Origin of the sequence: Acididesulfobacillus acetoxydans, assembly GCF_902729405.1 — a bacterium.
Classification (GTDB): Bacteria; Bacillota; Desulfitobacteriia; order Desulfitobacteriales; family Desulfitobacteriaceae; genus Acididesulfobacillus; species Acididesulfobacillus acetoxydans.
On record NZ_LR746496.1, the window covers coordinates 4,064,168 to 4,082,775 of the forward strand.

Genomic DNA, 18,608 nt, shown 5'->3' on the forward strand with positions numbered 1-18,608 from the left:
CGGCCCGGCTTGTGGGCAAATTCAGCGGATATGTTCATTGCTCTGTCCCGCCACTTACCTCTAACACGTTGGCATGCACCGGTACCGGTTAGCCATCTCGTCGAGACTCACAACCTCCACTTGCGCGGCATGCCCGACCGCACCGAATTCCACAATCAGAGAACCAACAACCTCCCTCACCCCACTTTTGACGCAGGCCAGAATATCGCGGATATCCCCGACGCTTCCTTTTCCCGCAAAATCCTTCCCTTCGCCCACAATAAAGTCCTCCATAATGGGAGTCAAATACCCTCTGGGATCGAATTGCTCAGGGTTTCTCTCCATGAGTTCCCAGATTGTGCTCACAGCTTCAGCAACAGAATTCCGTTTCTTCGAAGAGTTCCGGGCAAAGTACTCTCTGATATTTCTGGTGACCGCCAAGCGAATATCGGTGTCCACATTAATCTTGCCGATACCGGATTTGATCACGGACTTGAGTTCATCCAGAGGTATGCCGTGGGCTTGGCTTATTTTTCCACCCAGTTGATTAATCTCCTCGACGATATATTGCGGAACCACGGACGAACCGTGGGAAACCAGGACGCCGAAGATTCCCTCATGCTTCAGGTTCTCCGCCACAGCAATGACGATCTCCTTGCGTAAACGGACGTTCTCGCCTTTGACGGCCCCGTGTTTTGTCCCATAAGAGATCGCCAAACAGTCCACCCCGGTCTTCTTGAAAAACTCAACGGCTTTCAGGGGGTTTGTATAAGTCGAGTGTTCGGAGAAAACATCATCTTCCATGCCGGAAAGGACGCCAAGTTCGCCTTCCACGCTGACCCCTCGCGCATGGGCATACTTGACGACCTCACGGGTCAGTTCCACGTTTTCGTCAAAAGGAAGCGGGGAACCGTCGATCATGACCGACGTATAGCCACCGGCGATAGCAGCCTTAACTGATTCAAAATCCTTACCATGATCAAGATGAAGCACAATCGGGATGGGTGAGTCTTGGGCAAGCTTTTTCACAGCCTCCCCAATTCTCCTGGCGCCTCTGCGCTTGTCCTCAATCGTTCCTTTCATGAAATCGGCCCTTCCACCCATGAAGGCATTCGCCAGATCGGCTCCCTGCACAATGCCGGCTGAGCGAAACATTTCATGCACTTCAATCACGGCTTGGGCTTGAACGACACTGTTGACGTTAAAAGCTCCTTGAGCAAAACCATGTTTACGGGTTGCCTCCAGCAAAGGTCGGAGCGGTATGAGTGGCATCTCAGAACTCCCCTTCCTTCAGGCCCAAATGAACACTCGCCGTTTTGAAAGTCCTGGGCAGAGCCAAGATGTTCGGAGTCTTTCCGACGTACTTTTCCGCATCCTGCAAAGCCTCTGCAAAAGTTGCCCGTGTCTTCATCCCCATACTTCTGGCGTAACCGGGTTCATAAGCCCCCACCACATAAATGGCCGCGCAATGTTTTTCGGCAATATGGGCACAGGAAATCATGGAAAACGTGTGATAGGGGTGATAGCCAAAATTGAAGCGATACTTGTCAATAAACTTCTGATTATGGGCCAGATACTCGCCATACTTCTCTAAATCAGGCAGGACATTGTGGTAGTCTTTCTGAAACAATTCATAGACCGTTCTGTAAGCTGGAAATTCTTCATCATGGAAATAGCCATTGCAAATCGATGAACAGATGACCACACAATTATCTTTCAAGATCCTTTTATGCCTGACGATCTGAGCGGATATGGCCTGCATCATAAGAATCGGATTGGTGCCCATTCCGTTGCCGTAGTGAAAATTCTGAGGCATACCAAAAACCAAAACGTCGTACTTTTTCCTGGCCCACGGTACGTACGTCCTTTGGTCCGCGATTTCCCAGGACAGTGGCTGAATCTCCTTCGCATAGCCAGTAAATACAGCAATTTGTCGTTGATAGGTATCTAGAACCGCATCACAGGTAAAGAATTTCTTGCCCATACATTTTTCCATGTGCTGACCAATGGAATCAAATTTTCTTCTCATGAGGCTGTGATTGTTGACCGGTGTAAAATCGTCACGATGCATGACATAAGGCACATGGTGGGAAGCTATGGACTTCCAGTGGCTTATCCCTGTCGCACAATGCTTATAGCCCCCGGAATATCCCCCATAGGGATTGCCTAAAACATGACCAATCAGTACGGCAAGATCGGCCGCATAGACGTCTTTATTCATGATGACCGGATTGCCCATCTCATCAAAGCCAAGGTCCACTAAGTTGTTCCAGTTTTCGCTGTCATGATTCGCAATTTGATGGGACCACCAAAATTCGTTGAACAATTCATCACCCAATATCTTCTGGATTTCTTCCCTCGTCATCTTGCGGTGCAGCCCATTGCTGCATATCAGCTGGATATCCCGCTTCTCCACTCCGGCTTTCAGACATTCCTCGATAATGATGGGAATAGCGACCTTCCGATGCGAATTTTCCTGGAATCCGCCCTTGACTCGGTCCGGAAAGACGATGGCGACCTTCGACCCTTTTTTGACCTGTTGGGAAATTGGCAAAACCCCAATTGGATTCAATATGGATTCCCTCGTCGCTTTACTGATGTCCCGAAGCACGGGTGGATCTGGCACAGTTTCTCCTGGTACGAAAACGTCCGTCTGGTCAGGTAATTCCGCTTCCAAGAGACCTTCACCGTATTCAAAAGCTATCTTTTTCACCCTGTTTCCTCCTTAGTCTATCATGAGCTTATCGTGTTTTGCGTATTTTGCTTCACTGGTTGCGCTCGCTAACCAGGAACTACAGTGCAGACATTTACCTACGGCTCTCTACATACCGCCCAATGATTCTGCTTAAATCGTTTGGGTAAAACCCTATGTTACCCGCAAACTGGGTCAAGGCAACCAAACCTCCCCCAATGGCTTTGACTTTAGCTATGGCCCTGGCGTTATCCTCTTTGAGACCTCCTCCGTAGACAATATCCGTTTCCACGCCCATTAACTCCTGTACAACCTCTTTAATGCAGGCAGCGGCAAAAGCGATATCGTCGGGTCCTGCAGGAATTTTCCCCGGCCCGATTGCCCAGATGGGTTCATAGGCGATAACCACCCGTCGGCCCGTTCTTTCTGTGAAAACTTCTTTTAGCTCAGCTTCAAGCTGGCCGCGCAAGACCTGTTTGACTCTTGCTTTCTGCTCTGGCAAACTTCCCTCTCCTCGTTCTTCGGCGGTTTCCCCTACACACAGAAGGACATCCATTCCCGCCTCTAGTGCGCAGAGAACTTCCTGGTTAATAATTGAATAGACCGCTTCTTTAGCTTTTCTGTTTTTTCCCTCATCATACACCGTTTCGGGATCGTAACGAGCCATAATGTCCAACTTATCTTTCATTTCTTCGGAATGGCCAACAAGAACCCAGGTGCAACCCATATTCCTTGCTGCAGTTGCGGGTCTATTCGTGGTAAAGGCGCCAAAATTCCCGCCTTGGCGGATATCTTCCCGGAAGACTCCCTGACAACCTATTTTGATGGTTTTTGCAGTTTCGGGCGGATACGAGAAAAGTTTGTCGTAAGCATTGAGGATTAATCCTTCCGGCAAAAAAAAGATGAGTTCTACATCTTTAAGTTTTCCCAACCCTTGTCCAACGCTCTCTGCCATAATCCAGGAAATCCATTCTTTAGGATTCCTAACCGAGCAGACCCCTCCCAATTTCTTGGGCACATCAAAGCGTTTGAGATTTACAAATATTTCTATCACAGCCATTGCCTCCAAATACTTTTTCGGTACCAGCATCGCCAGGTAAGTACCTACATCGCCAAAATACACATCCCGGCCCTTTATCAAAAACGGTGGCGCTACGGATTCCCCCCCAACCCTCCCGCAACCCCTCACTGACCACCACGACACCCCGCCTAGTCGATCGTGTAAACCTCGAACAGCTGCGAGGAACTCTTCCCGTTTAAAGGGTCTTTCCGGTAAATAAATAAGATGCGCAGCATCACCCTTGGTTTTTTGTGCCAAGAGTGATGCTGATGCGATCCAACCGACATTTCTTCCCATGGCCTGACTCGGTCCCAGGTAGCCTCTCAGCGGAAATTAGCCGAAGCGTTTGGCTGTCATTACAATACCATTAATCGATACGTGCAAGCCTACGAAAAGTCGTTTGGAGGGGCTTATTCGCAAAACGCTGGGTCCTAAAGGCCGAACCACCCATGGAAGATCACTCCCCCGTGCGGACATTCATTGAGGAGAAGAATAGGCCTCTCCGCAAGGATGTCTTCCGCTTTCCCATTGCTCGTCACTACTTTCGATCACATTCCGTTTGATCGGTTTAGCGACAAAATCTTACACGTGTTCAGCCGATCCCCAGTGACCCTAAACTTCTGTCGCAACATATTTGACATCCATGAATTCCTCCAGCCCTGTCCTTCCGCCCTCACGACCTAGCCCGCTCTGTTTTACTCCCCCCATCGGGGCATATGCCACGGAGGGCAAGGCATTGTTTAGACCAATGATCCCGAATCTGAGAGATTCCGTAACCCGCGTGGATCGGGATAGAGTATTGGTGTACACATAAGCCGCCAATCCCATATCTGTGTTATTTGCCTTTTTAATCGCCTCAGCCTCATCTGCAAATTTAGATATCGGTACAACAGGAGCAAATAATTCTTCCCTCGCAAATGCAGCACTTTCGGGCACGTTTTCCATGACAACCGGAGAAACATAATAACCTTCAACAGGTACCACCGCTTTAGACACTAAATGTTTTCCGCCAAGCGTCGCCGCTTCGCGGATCAACCCTTCAACCCTGTTTTTGCTCGCGAGATTTATCAGTGGACCAAGATCGACCGCCGGATCCATAAGTGGATTCCCTATCCTCATCTTAGCAATCTTGCTCACGAAAATTGAGACAAATTCATCATAAACCCTTTCATGTACGTAAAAACGGTTGGCAGCTATACAAGACTGCCCGTTATTCCTGAATTTCGCAATCATAGCGCCCTCAACAGCCTTTTCAAGATCTGCATCATCAAAGACGATGAAAGGTGCATCTCCTCCTAATTCCAGAGCCAGGCGCAACATCCCATCCGCCGCTAGCCGCATTAAAGCACGCCCAACAGAGGTGGAGCCCGTGAAACTCACAACCCGTACGGCGGGATGCTTCATCATTGCTTCTGCCGTAGATGCTGCCGGACCTAAGACCAAATTTGCCACCCCTTTAGGAACGCCGGCATCCTGAAGACATCTAAATAGCTCAATCACACTTAACGGGGCTTCATCGGATGCCCTTGCCACAACGGAGCAACCTGCTGCCAAAGCCGGCGCTATCTTCCGCGCTTGAATAGAAACCGGAAAATTCCACGGAGTAAGGCATAAAGCGACCCCTGCCGGTTGGCTGTAGGCAATATGCCGCTTATTGGCCGCGTCGCTCGGGATGCAACTCCCGTACGGTCTGCGAATCTCTTCGGCAAACCACTGGAAATATTCGGCGGCAAAATTCACCTCTCCAACTGCCTGAGATAAGGTTTTCCCGGTTTCGGAAGCTAAAACCTCTCCGATGTGATCTGCTCTGTGCCGCAACAGTCCGGCTACTGCAGTTAAGATATTAGCCCGTTGACGCACGGAAGTTGAACACCATCCTGTGAAAGCGTGGGCCGCGGTTTCCACAGCTAGTAAAGCGTCACCGCTGTCCCCATGCCCTATTTGACAGATAGGTTCTCCTGTTGCCGGGTTTGTCACCTCTTTGCTACCTTGCTTAATGGGCTCCCTCCATTCTCCGTCAATGAAAAGCGACTTCATAATTTCCCCGGTCATAAATCTATTTTCTCCTTCCAACTTTTCGCTGAATTATTACCTTTCCATCAACCAAACAAGGCCGCAGATTATTCCGACTTGAGAAATGCCCCGTCATCAGCCGAAGTGACCCAATGCATATAGCGTTGCAAATACCCCTTTTTGATCTTAGGCTCTTCTGCTTTCCACGATTTTTGACGACGTTCCAACTCTTCATCAGATACTAGGAGTTCTAATCTACGTTGAGGAATATCGATTAGAATTTCATCCCCTTCCTCAACTAAACCAATAATCCCACCAATGGCGGCTTCAGGAGAGACGTGTCCGATAACCGGTCCTCTGGTAGCCCCTGAGAAACGTCCATCCGTTACTAATCCCACATTCGCAAGATCCATGCCGACGAGATAGGATGTAGCCGTTAACATCTCGCGCATTCCCGGTCCCCCTATAGGGCCTTCGTATCGAATTACGATGACATCACCTTGGTTTATCTTGCCACCAGAGATTGCTATCACTGCTTCGTCCTCACTGTTGAACACACGAGCCGGACCCCGGTGTTTTAACATCGTAGGATGTACGGCGGTTTGTTTGACTACCGCTCCCTTAGAAGCTAGATTACCTTTCAAAACAGCGAGGCTACCCTGATTGCTATATGCATTTGTTATAGTTCTAATGACTTCCGAGTTTTTGTTTTTTGCTTCGGCAGTAATTTCACCGACGGTTAATCCGCTTACCGTCATTCGGGAAACGTCAATCAAGTCACCCAGTTCTCTCATTACTGCAGGAACTCCCCCCGCATCTTCGAAATCTTTGAGCGTATGCTGACCACTTGGCTTTATTTTTACAAGATATGGGGTGCAACTGCTTAGACGTTCGAAATCCTCGGGCGTAATTTTAATTCCCACTTCATGAGCAATCGCAGGAATATGAAGTACGGTGTTAGTTGACCCGCCAACAGCCATGGCAACCTTAATAGCGTCGAAGAATGTTTCTCTAGTAAGAATGGAACTGGGCCTAAATCCGCGATTCACAAGTTCCACAATCTTATAGCCACTAGCCTTAGCAATACGACGTTTAATACCTTCCACTGCATGCGCTGTAGCACACCCCGGCATAGTAAGGCCTAATGCTTCGGCCACCACTGACATACTATTAGCTGTGCCCATCATTGAACAAGACCCGGCCGTTGGCGAGAGACAACCTTCCATTTCTTCTAACTCTTTTTCACTCATGATTCCTCGCTGAACCTTTCCTGCAGCTTCTTTAAGTTCATATGTCGCGTAGTCCTTGCCCTTATAACGGCCAGGAAGCATAGGACCCCCCGTAACGACTATAGCAGGGAGATCCAATCGTGCTATCGCCATGAGGAAGGCCGGCACAATCTTGTCGCACCCGCCTACTAAGACTAGACCGTCATATCTATGCCCTTCTGTCATAACCTCTATTGAATCAGCTATTACTTCTCTACTGGGTAGAGCATAACACATTCCCAGATTAGCTTGAGCAAAGCCGTCACATATTGAGATGGTGCCAAACTCAAAAGGAACACCCCCAGCCGCCCAGACACCGTCGCGAACATGCTTTACAATCTCATTTAAATGAAAGTGGCCAGGATGCATTTCATTATAGGTGTTGACAATACCTATAAAGGGTTTCTTCATATCTTCAGTTAAAAGGCCTAGATTCTTTAAGTGAGCACGCTGCCCGCCACGATCCATCCCAACAACGACGTCATAACTACGATATTTACGGTCTTTGGTAAACATATCTTTTACCCCTTTCGTCCACCTGACAACCACTCCAAATTTCCAAAACTTACAGCAATCCGAGATTGCTAAGTTCTCTTGTCATCCTTTCTGACTCTTCGTCTGTCATTCCTCTCAGAGGCAAGCGGGGGACACCGGCTTTAATCCCGCGGAACTCTAGCGCTTTTTTGTATGAGGCAACAGGTGGATAGCTTCTAAATATAGTTCTGATTTCGGTTACTATTTTTTGAGCTTTCAGAGCCGCATTTAGATCTCCAGCCTTAATACTTTCGTAGATTTCCACTACTGGCTCGGGAAATGCACTTGCTGTTGCAGCAATAGCCCCGCTTCCTCCCATCAAGACACTTGAGTAGATTTGAGCATCGTTGCCCATGAGAACACAAAAATCGCCTGGAAGTGCCGCTTTAAAGTTAATAAAATTCATAAAATCCATGCTACTGTCTTTAATACCCAGAATATTACTAAACTCGGCATGGAGTTTTACGACGATCATGGGGGAAATCACATTTTTCACGTTCCCCGGAATGTTGTAAATATAGAGAGGGAAATCTTTGACCTCTTGGGCTATAGAACGATAGTAATCAAGGATTGCTGCCTCATCGACACTATAGTAATATGGTGGTATCAAAGCAGCTCCATCCGCCCCGATATTCCGGGCATGAACAGTGAGTTCAATGGCCTCGTGAATGTCAATTGATCCTGTGTGAATTACGACAGGCACTTGTCCAGAAGCCTCTTTAACGGTTAGCTCAGCCACTTTCTTGCGTTCGTCTGTAGAGAGCAAAATTCCTTCGCCGGTGGATCCGCAGGGAAACAATCCGTGGATTCCTTTATCTAGTAAAAAACTAATGAATTCAGGGATCTCCTGAAAGTTTACCTTCCCAAAGTGATCGATTGGTGTCACTGTTGCGGCCACTATTCCCTTAAGTTTCTTCACTTCTTTACACTGCCTCCCACTCATCTGGTCAATTTTAGGACCCGGACACTTTTTGTACATCTTGACCTGCTGATAAACCAATTTTCGAATTTCCGCTAGTTGCTTCCACTAACTTGTTTGCTTGTCGACCACCCTCATGGAGCAATCAATGATCTCGTTCAGTTTTTCAAGGGTTTCGTTCAATAACCCCAAGTCCATCAAAAGACGCGGGTTGAATGGCGTGCACGTTGCATCCACAGTGAGCTTTCCTTGGTCAAGTTTACTTTGGGTATATCCTCTTCTGTCTCTCGTATTCCTTTCAACGGACTTTGTTGTGTAAACGCTACAGGATCTTCTCATACCATCACCGTGACAATCTTCATCACATTCTTTCCCTTTGTCCTTTTGCATGGCTGTTTGTGGGGTTTCTGCCGCGACGATACGTTTACTTTTCGTGGCCCGCCGTTTGATACCAAAGCATTTCAGGAACTTGACCATCGTTACCGGTGTAAAAGGTTTCGTCAACCAGTATGCCTTTGGGACAGATCGCTAAAACCATGCAAAAGTTAAAATGGCTGCTGAAACGAACCACCGCAACTAACATGTTAAGGCCATGGTAACGAACCCTATCTAAACCCTATCTGCAAAATAATTCGATAATGCCTCGCAAATCTAGGTACGACACGTGCGCACAATCCGGACAGCCGCATCGGGTAAGACATACTAATCTACCGACAGTTTAACAAGTGGTTTAATCGTTTTGCCCTCACAAAAGTCAATGTGCATACGTTCAATCTCCTTTAATGATCCGACTTCACTAATGAGTTTGTTGAATTCGGTCCTATTATCCTTGAATAGACTTACATTTTCTTTTACCTCCTTTAGCGGAAAATAGAACGACCTAATATAGAAACAATCCTTACGCCTAATTTCTGGACTTGGAACAATCGTCCAAGGGGTACTGCTTTCCCCCAGTAGTAAGACTGCTCCCCCAGCATGCACAGCATGCAGTGCCATTTGACGCGCAACTTCTTGGCCACTCGCTTCGATTACTATATGCATTTCAGGAGACCTTTCGGCATCATATGCCCTTGCACCGAAGTCTAACGCCAAGTGGAGCCTATTTACATTTGGATCATAAGCGTAAATCTCCTTTATTCCCATTCCCTTTAAAACCAGAAGAGATCCTAGACCTAAAGGACCACATCCAATTACAAGTGCCCTCTCAGCAACATTGTCGCCAATAGCCTTAATGCACATGCGTATTCCATGCCCTGGGGTACCAATGGTATCAAGTAACAAGACGGCTTCATCCAAACTAATATCATCATCTATAGGAATAACGTTTCCAGCAGGCACTGCCATGAATTCCTCGTAGCCTCCGGGTACCTGCCAACCAATTAAACCAGAAATGTTTTCGCATCGATTGTAGTTTCCTAAACGGCATTCGTTACAGGAGTTGCAATACAAAGGAATATACACTATGACTCTAGTTCCTTTGTGAATATCTGTATTTACATCTACTCCTATCTGAATTACTGTTCCAGAGATTTCGTGACCTGGTACAACGGGTGTCCCTAGGTAAAATAGTCGCTTATCCGAACCACATAACCCAGTATATGCAACTTTAATAAGCACCTCGTCAGATTTAATTGCCGGGATTTCTTTGTCTACAAGTGCAATCTTCTGTTCCCCCATAAAACTTGCTGCTAACATTTTAAGTTCTCCTTTTTATTATTCTTTTCCTCAACCCTTGATAGCTCCTGCTGTAAGTCCTTTAATCAGAAGTTTTTGAGCAAAAATCGTTAGAATTAAGGCAGGAAGGCTTATGATTGTACTGGCAGCCATTAACCCTCCCCAGTCGGCGGAACCTTCACCAATAAAATTGAATGCGATCACCGTCAAAGGCATAGTTGCATTGTTTGCTAACGCCAGTGCGAAAAGAAAATAGTTCCATGAAAAAATAAAAGATAAAACTGTTGATACAGCTAGACCCGGCAGTGACAGTGGCAGAGCTATTCTGAAGAATAACCCCCATCTTGAGCATCCATCAATTACCGCAGATTCTTCAGTATCTATTGGTATACTCTCAAAATACGATATCATGAGCCAAACTACTAGTGGCATTGTTATTACACAGTGAGCTAAAATTAAAGACAAATAATCTGCAAAGTCATTGCTCGATATATGCAAACTTGTACTAATAATATACCACGGAATGAGAAACAATACGCCGGGAGCCATCCTTGCTAACAGTGACAATAACGCTATTGAATTGAGGCGAAATCGGGCTATAGCGTAAGCCGCAGGGACTCCTAGAATCAACCCTAAAAGAGTGGAAAATCCCGTGATAATAAAACTATTTAGGATGTATTGGCCGAAAGGATAGACCCGAAACAAGTTTAAGTAATTATTAAGAGTCGGTTTGAACAAAATGACTGGCGGATAAGCTGTAATATCAACATTGTTTTTAAATGAAGAACTAACCATCCATAATACTGGCCCAAGGAAGGCAAGGGCCAAGATTATATATTGTACATATGCACCAACGTAATACCGCTTATTTTGCACTCACGACATCCTCCTACGCAGTTTAGTGATCACTAAACTTATTAATATCACTAACAGCAACAGGAAAAGCATAATGGCACTGCCATAGCTCATATCCATATAGTTAAATCCTTGGAGATAGGAATAAACATTTAAGGTCATTGAAGCATTATTAGGCCCACCTTGGGTCATGATATACACCGTATCGAAAAAGCGTACCAAATCCACACTTCTCAAAAGTATAGCTACCATTATAACTGGTCTTAGGAGGGGCAACGTCACAAATCTAAATATTTGCCACTTGTTTGCCCCATCAATTAGTGCTGCTTCAAAAGGCTCTGACGGGAGAGTCCTCATGCCCCCTGTAATTATCAATGCCATAAAAGGCGACCATTGCCAAACATCAATAATGATTAGGGATTGTAATACAGTACCTGGATTAGCAAGCCAAGCCAACGGTTTAAGGCCACCAATGCTCAATAAATAATTGGCAAATCCCAGTGTCGGATCAAGAATCTGAATCCACATCATACCAATAGCTACAGAGGCAATTATAGATGGAATCAATATAACCGCCTGTAGAACCTTTTGCCCCGGTAAATCCTTGCTTAAGAGAATACCTAAATATATGCCAATAATTGTCTCTAGAAGCAAACAAGCAATGAAAAGTATCATCGTCACGCGAAAGGATAACCAAAATACATGATCACCTAACATTCTTCGGAAATTGCTTAGGCCAACAAATTGAGTAACCGAAGAACCCGGTACCCACTTTGTCAGTGAAAGGAATAGAGCATATCCTATCGGAAATATGATCATGGCTAAGGTGAACACGATAGCGGGACTGACCATTAGGAACGCAGCGATAAGATCATTGCTTTTTGCTTTCCGCAGACGGGGATGGTGCAAGAGCCCACCCCCTTTTACTATTGGACCACTCATTATTGTTTAATAACCTCCGTCACACCTTGTTGAATCGCGTCAGCTGCCTGTTGAGGTGTCTCAGAACCCAGCATGACTTTGTCAATGTTGTTCCCGATAACTTGTCTCACTGCGGCTTCCTTTATTGCCGGCGGTCCAACTTCCGGATTTCCATTCTTCATTATGAACTCGAGAGTTTTAGCCCACTCTTTTTTTGTAGCATCCCTAAGAGACGCTTTAAATTGGGTATTTTCCCACGTAGAGGATCTGGGACTCGCAATACCTTTTAACGCCAGCTTTAATTGCATATCCGGACTAGTTGCCCAGCGAATAAATTCCCAGGCAGCATCTTTGTGCTGTGAATATGCCGACATTGAAATCCCCCACTGTAGCACTGTTGGGTGATTACCTCCTGGTCCGGCTGGAATAGGAAATACTCCAATTTTACCTATTACTTTAGAATTATTGGGATCTGTTATTGATGCTAATTCATTGGAAGCATCAATTTCCATAGCGACCTTACCCTGAGCAAACAAGGAAGAAGATTGATAAAAGTTATTGTTTACGGCTCCAGGCGGGCCATATTTTGCTGCAAGGGTGCAGTACGTGTCTATTGCTTTGACCGCTCCAGGCTTATTAAAGTTAAGGTTACCGTTACTATCGAACCACTCTAAACCCATGTTATGAAAGAATGTCCCAAAGGTGTAACTCACCGCTGGCGCTAGACCTCTAAGTGCAACTCCATAGATGCGCCCCTTGCTTTTTTGTTCAACCGTTTGTGCTGCCCTTACAAGGTCATTTAGTGTTTTAGGAATAGGAATATTGTACTGCGCAAACAAGTCTTTTCTATAAAAAACGACAGGTCCCTCTACAATAATTGGAATCCCTACGAGCTTGCCTTCAATACGTTCTCCATCAAAAGGTCCTTTCATGAAATCGTTGACTTTATAGTCCGCCGGAGTCAATTTTGCATCCCTGATATACTTATCTAAATCCTCATAAAAGCCTGCCTTTTCATAAGCCAAACCTTCGAGGGATTTGAGGGACATGAACACATCTATATCAGGACTCTTCGCTTGCAAAGTCATTAAACTTTTATCTCGTTGCTGTTGTTCTGAGAGGATCATTAGATTAACTTTTATGCCCGTCTGTTTCTCAAACTCAGGAATATAGGGTTGGATTGCAGTAGTCCACGGGTGTTTTTCTGCCAAAACTGTAATCGTCTCGGATTGTTTATTAGTTTTCCCACCATTAAGACTTGCTTGGGTAACCTGACCACACCCAGAAACAAGAGCCATTAACAGCACCATAATGGTTATGGTTGATACTAAGGATATTGTTCTCTTGGTGTTATTCACTTAAAGTCCCTCCCTTTTTATAAATTCCCGGAATTACGTCAACATCAACTCTTTTAACTTTTGACTCTTTTTTTTCGTAGGAAACATCCACACAAGCACCCTCTATTTGCTCTATTTTTGTTTACCTCCGGAAAAGCCCGAATGTTGCCTGATGATGAGATAGGCACCCCAACGACCTCACCAGAAATGGGCGACTGCATTCGCACTACCTAGATTCCCCTGAAAAAGTCCCTACTTTATAACATCCAGCCAACGCCTTCGCTGGTAAACCCTTTATTCATGCGGGTTAGGTTGGATATCTTTGGCCGAGATTTCTTCGAATTAGCTGTTTTTCAGGGGACTCTACCTAACGAGAAACATATTAGGGAGAGTGACACAACGAAAAATGTAAATTTCTCAGTACGAAAAGGCAGAACATCCGTGATCAGCTCCTTTTCATTAATATTCGTCTTATCAGCGAAAACTTGTTAATCATATCCACACCACCTGGCGTTCACTGTCAGAACTCGCCAATGGTTCTCCCATCCTGCTCTGCAACCAGGCCATAAAAGACTGGTCAATTCCGTACTCTGTCAAAAAGTTGGGATCTAAAGGGCGCTCCATTCCTGCAACATTCCGGAAGGTCACCAATTGAACCCTAGCTTCATCGGTTAAGCCAACGGCCTTACCCTGCAAACCCAACATGACATTGCTGTTGCCTTCTTGCAAAACTTTAACAGCCTGTCCTCCTAAGAATATGGCTTCCTGGCGATCCCGCTCACAGACTGTCCAAGTATTCGACCGCTGGAGAGTCCCTAAATTCTCACCGCGCGATGGAATTCCGCAGTCGCGTAACTCCGAAGACAATAATTGAGCTACTCCTCCCGGAATCGTACTACTCGTGCTTCCCCCAATTTCGTATTCCGAAATCGGATTTCCAGATTCATTACGAACCCCTTCACTTACAACCACCAACAGGCAAGGGTACGTCTGCAGATGTTCATTGACCTTAGCAAAAAACTTTTCGAAATAGAACTTATGCTCCGGAACATAAATATGAATCGGTGGAAACTCTGACAAGGAATTTTCGACCAGGCTGGCCGCGGCTGCTAGCCAACCGACATTCCGCCCCATCACCTCCACTACCCGGACGCGTTCAAAATTACGTATCGACCAGAGATCCAGCGCTAACGATTTGATGCCTTCACCAACAAATTTGGCAGCACTCAGATAGCCTGGAGAATGGTCTGTTCCCCAAAGATCGTTATCCACTGTTTTCGGAATTCCAACCACTTGAACGTCTGAGCAGGCAGAGCCAATTTGGTCAGCAGCCCACATTGTCCCGTTGCCGCCGACTAGTACTAACTGGCTTATGCCACGCTGCCGCAGGTTAGTTCGTATACTTGTCAATCCTTGAGCAAGCAACGGATATCGCCCCGCCCCAAGAACCGCCCCTTGTTGGAATTTAAGAGCACCAATCTGAGCTTTACCAAGCCCATCCAAACGAACAGTTCTATTTGTAATCAAACCCTCAATCCCATTCTGAAAACCAAGAATCTCCTTATATTGATTAGAAGAAGCTGCTGCTTCCAAAAAACCTGCTAAACTTGCATTCAACACGGATGTGGGACCGCCGGCTTGAACAATTGCTACATTTGTTTTCATGAATCAATCAAACACCTCCAGAACTTTCTAAACCATGTGAGTTTTTGGCATGTACTCCTTATAAATGTAATCCCGCTAGGCACCAGCAACATTCCCGAAATTCGAGCCATATTGATCCTTTCGTCTAGCGGGAGTTTACGAAATAAAAAGTTTTTAGCCTATTTTGCGTTGAAGCTGGACCTGTAACCCTTGATAATACTGGATTCTTCAACTTAGAATTGTAGTGCCCAAGAATGAAATAGCGATCTGGAGCTCGTTAGGAAGAGCTACAATAAGCATGTGATACCTAAACTATAAGACTGATCCAAAATGTTCCATATTGCGCGTTGCCTTTCGACACTTCTCGCGATATAGTTTAATATATATTGCTTAAATTAATCGCGAGGAGGGAATTCTTATGGCCGGCCTCATTAAACAGATGGTCAACGGGAGGCCATACTACTACGCTATTGAGACAAAACGAGTGAACGGTAAACCCAGGGTCGTTTCTAAAAAATACCTCGGAAAACTTGACGATATTATCCGCAAGGTGACGGAACCACCCCGGCCAAGTTCGGTAAAGAGCCGGGAATTCGGCCTCAGTGCCGCACTTTTGACCATTACCGATAAACTAGGCTTCGTCAAGCTTGTCGATGATGTGGTTGTGAAACGCAATCAGGGTGCTACCGTAGGGCAGTACATGCTCGTGGCCGCCTGCAACCGATGCTCGGCACCTACCAGCAAAAGCAAGATCGGAGAGTGGTATGAGTCGACGGTCTTGCCGCGTATTCAAAATATCGATCCAAAGCTGCTTACCAGCCAGCGGTTCTGGGACAATATGGACCTGATTACCCAAGAGGAGGTAACAGAACTGCAAATCGCACTGGCCAAAAGGGTGGTGGAGATCTATCAGGTTGACTTACGGGTACTCCTCTACGATGCGACCAACTTCTTTACTTACATTGATACAACGAATCCCTGTACCCTACCCCAGCGTGGTCATAACAAACAGAAGAGAACAGACCTGCGCCAAATCGGCCTCGCCCTGATGGTCAGCCGCGAGGGAGGCATTCCTTTGTTTTTTGATGTCTATCAGGGAAATGACTCGGATCCGGTGGAATTTGACCGCCTTATTCGGGAGATGATCCAACATTTTAACGACTTATTCGCGGCCTGTGATGACTTAACGATAGTGTGTGACAAGGGCAACAATTCCCAGAAAAACCTTCAGACAGTCGATACAAGTCCCTTACACTTCGTGGCTTCTTTATCGCCGTCTCATCTTAAGAAAATCCTTACGGTACCCTTGAAGGATTATCAGGACTGCCGACAGGAACGACTTAAAAGTACTACATAACCCGAGAAAAGGTATTGGGTACCGAACGAACAGTCGTTGCCGTTTACAATCCGACGCTCCTGAAAGGGCAACTCCAAGGTATTTTTACCAATATGGAAAAGTCCCGGAAACTCTTAACCTTGCTTCAAGGAAAGCTCCTAAAATGGAAGGATGCAAAAAGGAAGGGCAAAAGGCCCACGGCTGAGTCTGTAGACAAGCAGGTCCAAAGAATCCTTCTGCGTCAGCACATGAAACCCTTGTTTAGCTATACCCTCCAGAACGTAGGAGAAGAAAACAAATGGGTTGACCTTCAGTTCCGCTTCAACGAAGAGGCCTTTGAGGATCTTAAAGCCACTTCCCTGGGTAAAACAATTCTCTTTACAGATAGGGACGACTGGGATGCGGAAGAGGTCATCTTAACCTACCGCGACCAGTCCGGAATAGAGAACTCTTTCCGGCAAATGAAAGACCCCTCCTGGGTCAGTTGGGACCCATTGCTGCACTGGACCGACCAAAAAATCCGAGTACATGCGTTCTACTGTTTTAGCGCGCTCTTAATGTCGGCGCTCATAAGGAAGGAACTGCAAAACGAAAAGATTTCCATGTCCCTGACCAGAGCTTTTGAAAAACTCTCCAAGATTCAAGAAGTAACCCTTGAATACTCCTCGGCCAGGCGGTCAAAAGAACCCGTCCAAGTCATGATGTTGACCGAAATGGACCAGGAGCAAAACAACCTCTTCAATGCTCTAAAATTGAGAAACTACAGCGTTTAGTACTACGTTTTTAGCCCTGGAACCCTTGATATCAAAGGATTCTTTGAATTAGAAAAGTAATATTTCGTAAGGTACCGCTAGTGATCAGACATTTATCCCCATAGTTATAATCAGCAAGAAAGATGACGAAACACTTACCGGGAATGTAACCAGAATTGAAATAGGCCACTATCATATCTTCTACCTGACTCAACCCATGTTTCATAATCTCGGCATTAATCGCCACCAAACAAGCACTCCCAAGAATTAAGATACTGCTATTGGAACCGACACAGACTCCCTGACATAGTTTTGTAAATTCGGATGTACTGAGCAGTTAATTATAATCATACTGATTAGCGGAGCAGCCTGAACAGGGGAGTTGAGGAGATTACTAATGGCAAGTGTTTTGATTCGGCTGCGATGTTGACAAGTATTATATTCCAAATGGTTCAGTATATATGCTATTATCGCTCGTTTAACTCGTTGTTCATTTAATTAAAAGCCTTGGTTTAATGTTTAACGATGCGGTTCTTTGCCGACGACGGATTTACGATTCAATCCGGCATATTCTCCGTCTTCGTTTTCATCACCTAATAATCACGTTTTCACAAACGCTGCCGTGATCCCCGTCCAAACCTAATGAGCAATTTCTGCCAACTCCAGACATTACTACTAGGTGAAATAGAAGCTTTCAGGAGAGATAAATTCCTTCAATATTGTTGGTTCTGTGTTGATGGAGCGTGATCTTGTACATATATCTATCGGCACGGTATGAATTGAGCGAGACTTCCACGGGTTCTGTGCCGCTGAAGGCAATACGATCCATCGTGAGGATGGGAAAACCGACCCTCACGCCAAGATGCTCTGCCACCTTTTTGCGGGCAATATCCGAACCGATAGTCTCCTCGGCCCGGGTTAAAACTAGATGGAGCTCTTTGGTCGCAATCTCATACAACCCCACTTTCGTGAGATCAAATTCCGCCATACGCGCGCCATGTTCGTAAGGCCAATAGCTCCGCAAGTAAGCAATGGGTTCATCGTTCAACTTTTGTATTTTTTCGATTAAAAAAACCTTTCTGTTCCTGAAGACACTTAATAGGGGTACCTTCTCCACCTCTTTCGGCGTCAATTCGACGACGGATAGATTGAGTACCGCAGCGCTCGGCGTAAAGCCACGACTGCTCATTTCTTCGAAAAAACCCGTTAAAAGCCCCAATGTTTCTTCAACCGGTTTTTTCCGGACAAAGGTCCCCTTCCCCGCTTTGCGCTCCAGCAGCCCTTCTTGCACCAGCTGTCCCACAGCGCGTCTGACCGTGGTACTGCTCACCCCATACTGTTGCATGAGTTCCTTGTCCGTAGGAAAAAGTTCGCCCAAGCTCCAAACGCCGTCTCTGATACCGTCTCGCAACCTGTTTGTCAACTGGTAGTGTAAGGGGATAGATTCCGTTCTCAAATCCATCTTAATTAGACTCCTTTTCCTTAACCATATATGGCAATATTGCACAATATTATTAGATTAGCCGATAACTGCCTTGCCGTCAATGATCAAGGAGCCTTTGGTTTTTTCATCCCCCCTCTTTAGTCCTTCTTGGTCCTCATCGGGGTCAGGCTAGGGAGATGT

General features: G+C 45.9%; 14 protein-coding genes. 2 read left to right on the forward strand and 12 right to left on the reverse strand.

Annotation, left to right across the window (positions count from 1 at the left end; all coding sequences use genetic code 11):
- Positions 1-60 precede the first annotated feature (60 nt).
- The 11 genes from MNU25_RS18045 to MNU25_RS18095 form a co-directional block, all read right to left on the reverse strand.
- Positions 61-1,251, reverse strand: coding sequence for a class II fructose-bisphosphate aldolase (locus MNU25_RS18045; RefSeq protein WP_240986335.1), 1,191 nt, complete (start codon positions 1,249-1,251; stop codon positions 61-63).
- A gap of 1 nt (position 1,252) precedes the next feature.
- Positions 1,253-2,692: a lactate racemase domain-containing protein gene (locus tag MNU25_RS18050; protein ID WP_240984379.1), complete on the reverse strand. Its 1,440-nt coding sequence runs from the start codon at positions 2,690-2,692 to the stop codon at positions 1,253-1,255.
- Between the two features lie 94 nt (positions 2,693-2,786).
- Entirely contained in the window at positions 2,787-3,794 is a 1,008-nt protein-coding gene (locus MNU25_RS18055; protein WP_240986336.1) for a triose-phosphate isomerase family protein, read from the reverse strand.
- Positions 3,795-4,343: 549 nt separating this feature from the next.
- The gene (locus tag MNU25_RS18060) at positions 4,344-5,783 is read right to left on the reverse strand and encodes an NAD-dependent succinate-semialdehyde dehydrogenase (protein WP_338077745.1); all 1,440 of its coding nucleotides are present in this window, start codon (positions 5,781-5,783) and stop codon (positions 4,344-4,346) included.
- Between the two features lie 68 nt (positions 5,784-5,851).
- Entirely contained in the window at positions 5,852-7,528 is a 1,677-nt protein-coding gene (gene ilvD, locus MNU25_RS18065; protein ID WP_240986337.1) for a dihydroxy-acid dehydratase, read from the reverse strand.
- A gap of 49 nt (positions 7,529-7,577) precedes the next feature.
- Positions 7,578-8,465: a dihydrodipicolinate synthase family protein gene (locus MNU25_RS18070; protein WP_240986338.1), complete on the reverse strand. Its 888-nt coding sequence runs from the start codon at positions 8,463-8,465 to the stop codon at positions 7,578-7,580.
- A gap of 702 nt (positions 8,466-9,167) precedes the next feature.
- The gene (locus MNU25_RS18075; protein WP_240986339.1) at positions 9,168-10,160 is read right to left on the reverse strand and encodes an alcohol dehydrogenase catalytic domain-containing protein; all 993 of its coding nucleotides are present in this window, start codon (positions 10,158-10,160) and stop codon (positions 9,168-9,170) included.
- 30 nt (positions 10,161-10,190) lie between these two features.
- Positions 10,191-11,015 (reverse strand): carbohydrate ABC transporter permease, encoded by an 825-nt coding sequence (locus MNU25_RS18080; protein WP_240986340.1) that lies wholly within the window; start codon positions 11,013-11,015, stop codon positions 10,191-10,193.
- Positions 11,016-11,936 (reverse strand): carbohydrate ABC transporter permease, encoded by a 921-nt coding sequence (locus tag MNU25_RS18085; RefSeq protein ID WP_240986341.1) that lies wholly within the window; start codon positions 11,934-11,936, stop codon positions 11,016-11,018. It lies immediately after the preceding gene.
- Positions 11,936-13,273 (reverse strand): ABC transporter substrate-binding protein, encoded by a 1,338-nt coding sequence (locus MNU25_RS18090; RefSeq protein ID WP_240986342.1) that lies wholly within the window; start codon positions 13,271-13,273, stop codon positions 11,936-11,938. The genes MNU25_RS18085 and MNU25_RS18090 overlap by 1 nt, the downstream gene beginning before the upstream one ends.
- Before the next feature lie 471 nt (positions 13,274-13,744).
- Positions 13,745-14,917, reverse strand: a complete 1,173-nt coding sequence (locus tag MNU25_RS18095) for a diphosphate--fructose-6-phosphate 1-phosphotransferase (protein ID WP_240986343.1) — start codon at positions 14,915-14,917, stop codon at positions 13,745-13,747.
- A 397-nt stretch (positions 14,918-15,314) separates the two neighbouring features.
- Here MNU25_RS18095 and MNU25_RS18100 point away from each other — a divergent pair, with 397 nt between their 5' ends.
- Positions 15,315-16,253: an IS1634 family transposase gene (locus MNU25_RS18100; RefSeq protein WP_240986344.1), complete on the forward strand. Its 939-nt coding sequence runs from the start codon at positions 15,315-15,317 to the stop codon at positions 16,251-16,253.
- 14 nt (positions 16,254-16,267) lie between these two features.
- Positions 16,268-17,005 carry an IS1634 family transposase gene (locus MNU25_RS18105; RefSeq protein WP_240986345.1) on the forward strand — a complete coding sequence of 246 codons (738 nt, stop codon included), beginning with the start codon at positions 16,268-16,270 and terminating at the stop codon, positions 17,003-17,005.
- A gap of 673 nt (positions 17,006-17,678) precedes the next feature.
- On the opposite strand, the gene MNU25_RS20195 is transcribed toward MNU25_RS18105, so the two are convergent.
- Positions 17,679-18,446 carry a GntR family transcriptional regulator gene (locus MNU25_RS20195; RefSeq protein ID WP_277350699.1) on the reverse strand — a complete coding sequence of 256 codons (768 nt, stop codon included), beginning with the start codon at positions 18,444-18,446 and terminating at the stop codon, positions 17,679-17,681.
- Between the last annotated feature and the right edge of the window lie 162 nt (positions 18,447-18,608).

Bases quoted from the DNA above. Each gene is read 5' to 3' on its own strand.
- MNU25_RS18045 (WP_240986335.1), bottom strand. From the start codon at position 1,251: ATGCCACTCATACCGCTCCGACCTTTGCTGGAGGCAACCCGTAAACAT.
- MNU25_RS18060 (WP_338077745.1), bottom strand. From the start codon at position 5,783: ATGACCGGGGAAATTATGAAGTCGCTTTTCATTGACGGAGAATGGAGG.
- ilvD (WP_240986337.1), bottom strand. From the start codon at position 7,528: ATGTTTACCAAAGACCGTAAATATCGTAGTTATGACGTCGTTGTTGGG.
- MNU25_RS18075 (WP_240986339.1), bottom strand. From the start codon at position 10,160: ATGTTAGCAGCAAGTTTTATGGGGGAACAGAAGATTGCACTTGTAGAC.
- MNU25_RS18085 (WP_240986341.1), bottom strand. From the start codon at position 11,936: ATGAGTGGTCCAATAGTAAAAGGGGGTGGGCTCTTGCACCATCCCCGT.
- MNU25_RS18095 (WP_240986343.1), bottom strand. From the start codon at position 14,917: ATGAAAACAAATGTAGCAATTGTTCAAGCCGGCGGTCCCACATCCGTG.
- MNU25_RS18100 (WP_240986344.1), top strand. From the start codon at position 15,315: ATGGCCGGCCTCATTAAACAGATGGTCAACGGGAGGCCATACTACTAC.
- MNU25_RS20195 (WP_277350699.1), bottom strand. From the start codon at position 18,446: ATGGATTTGAGAACGGAATCTATCCCCTTACACTACCAGTTGACAAAC.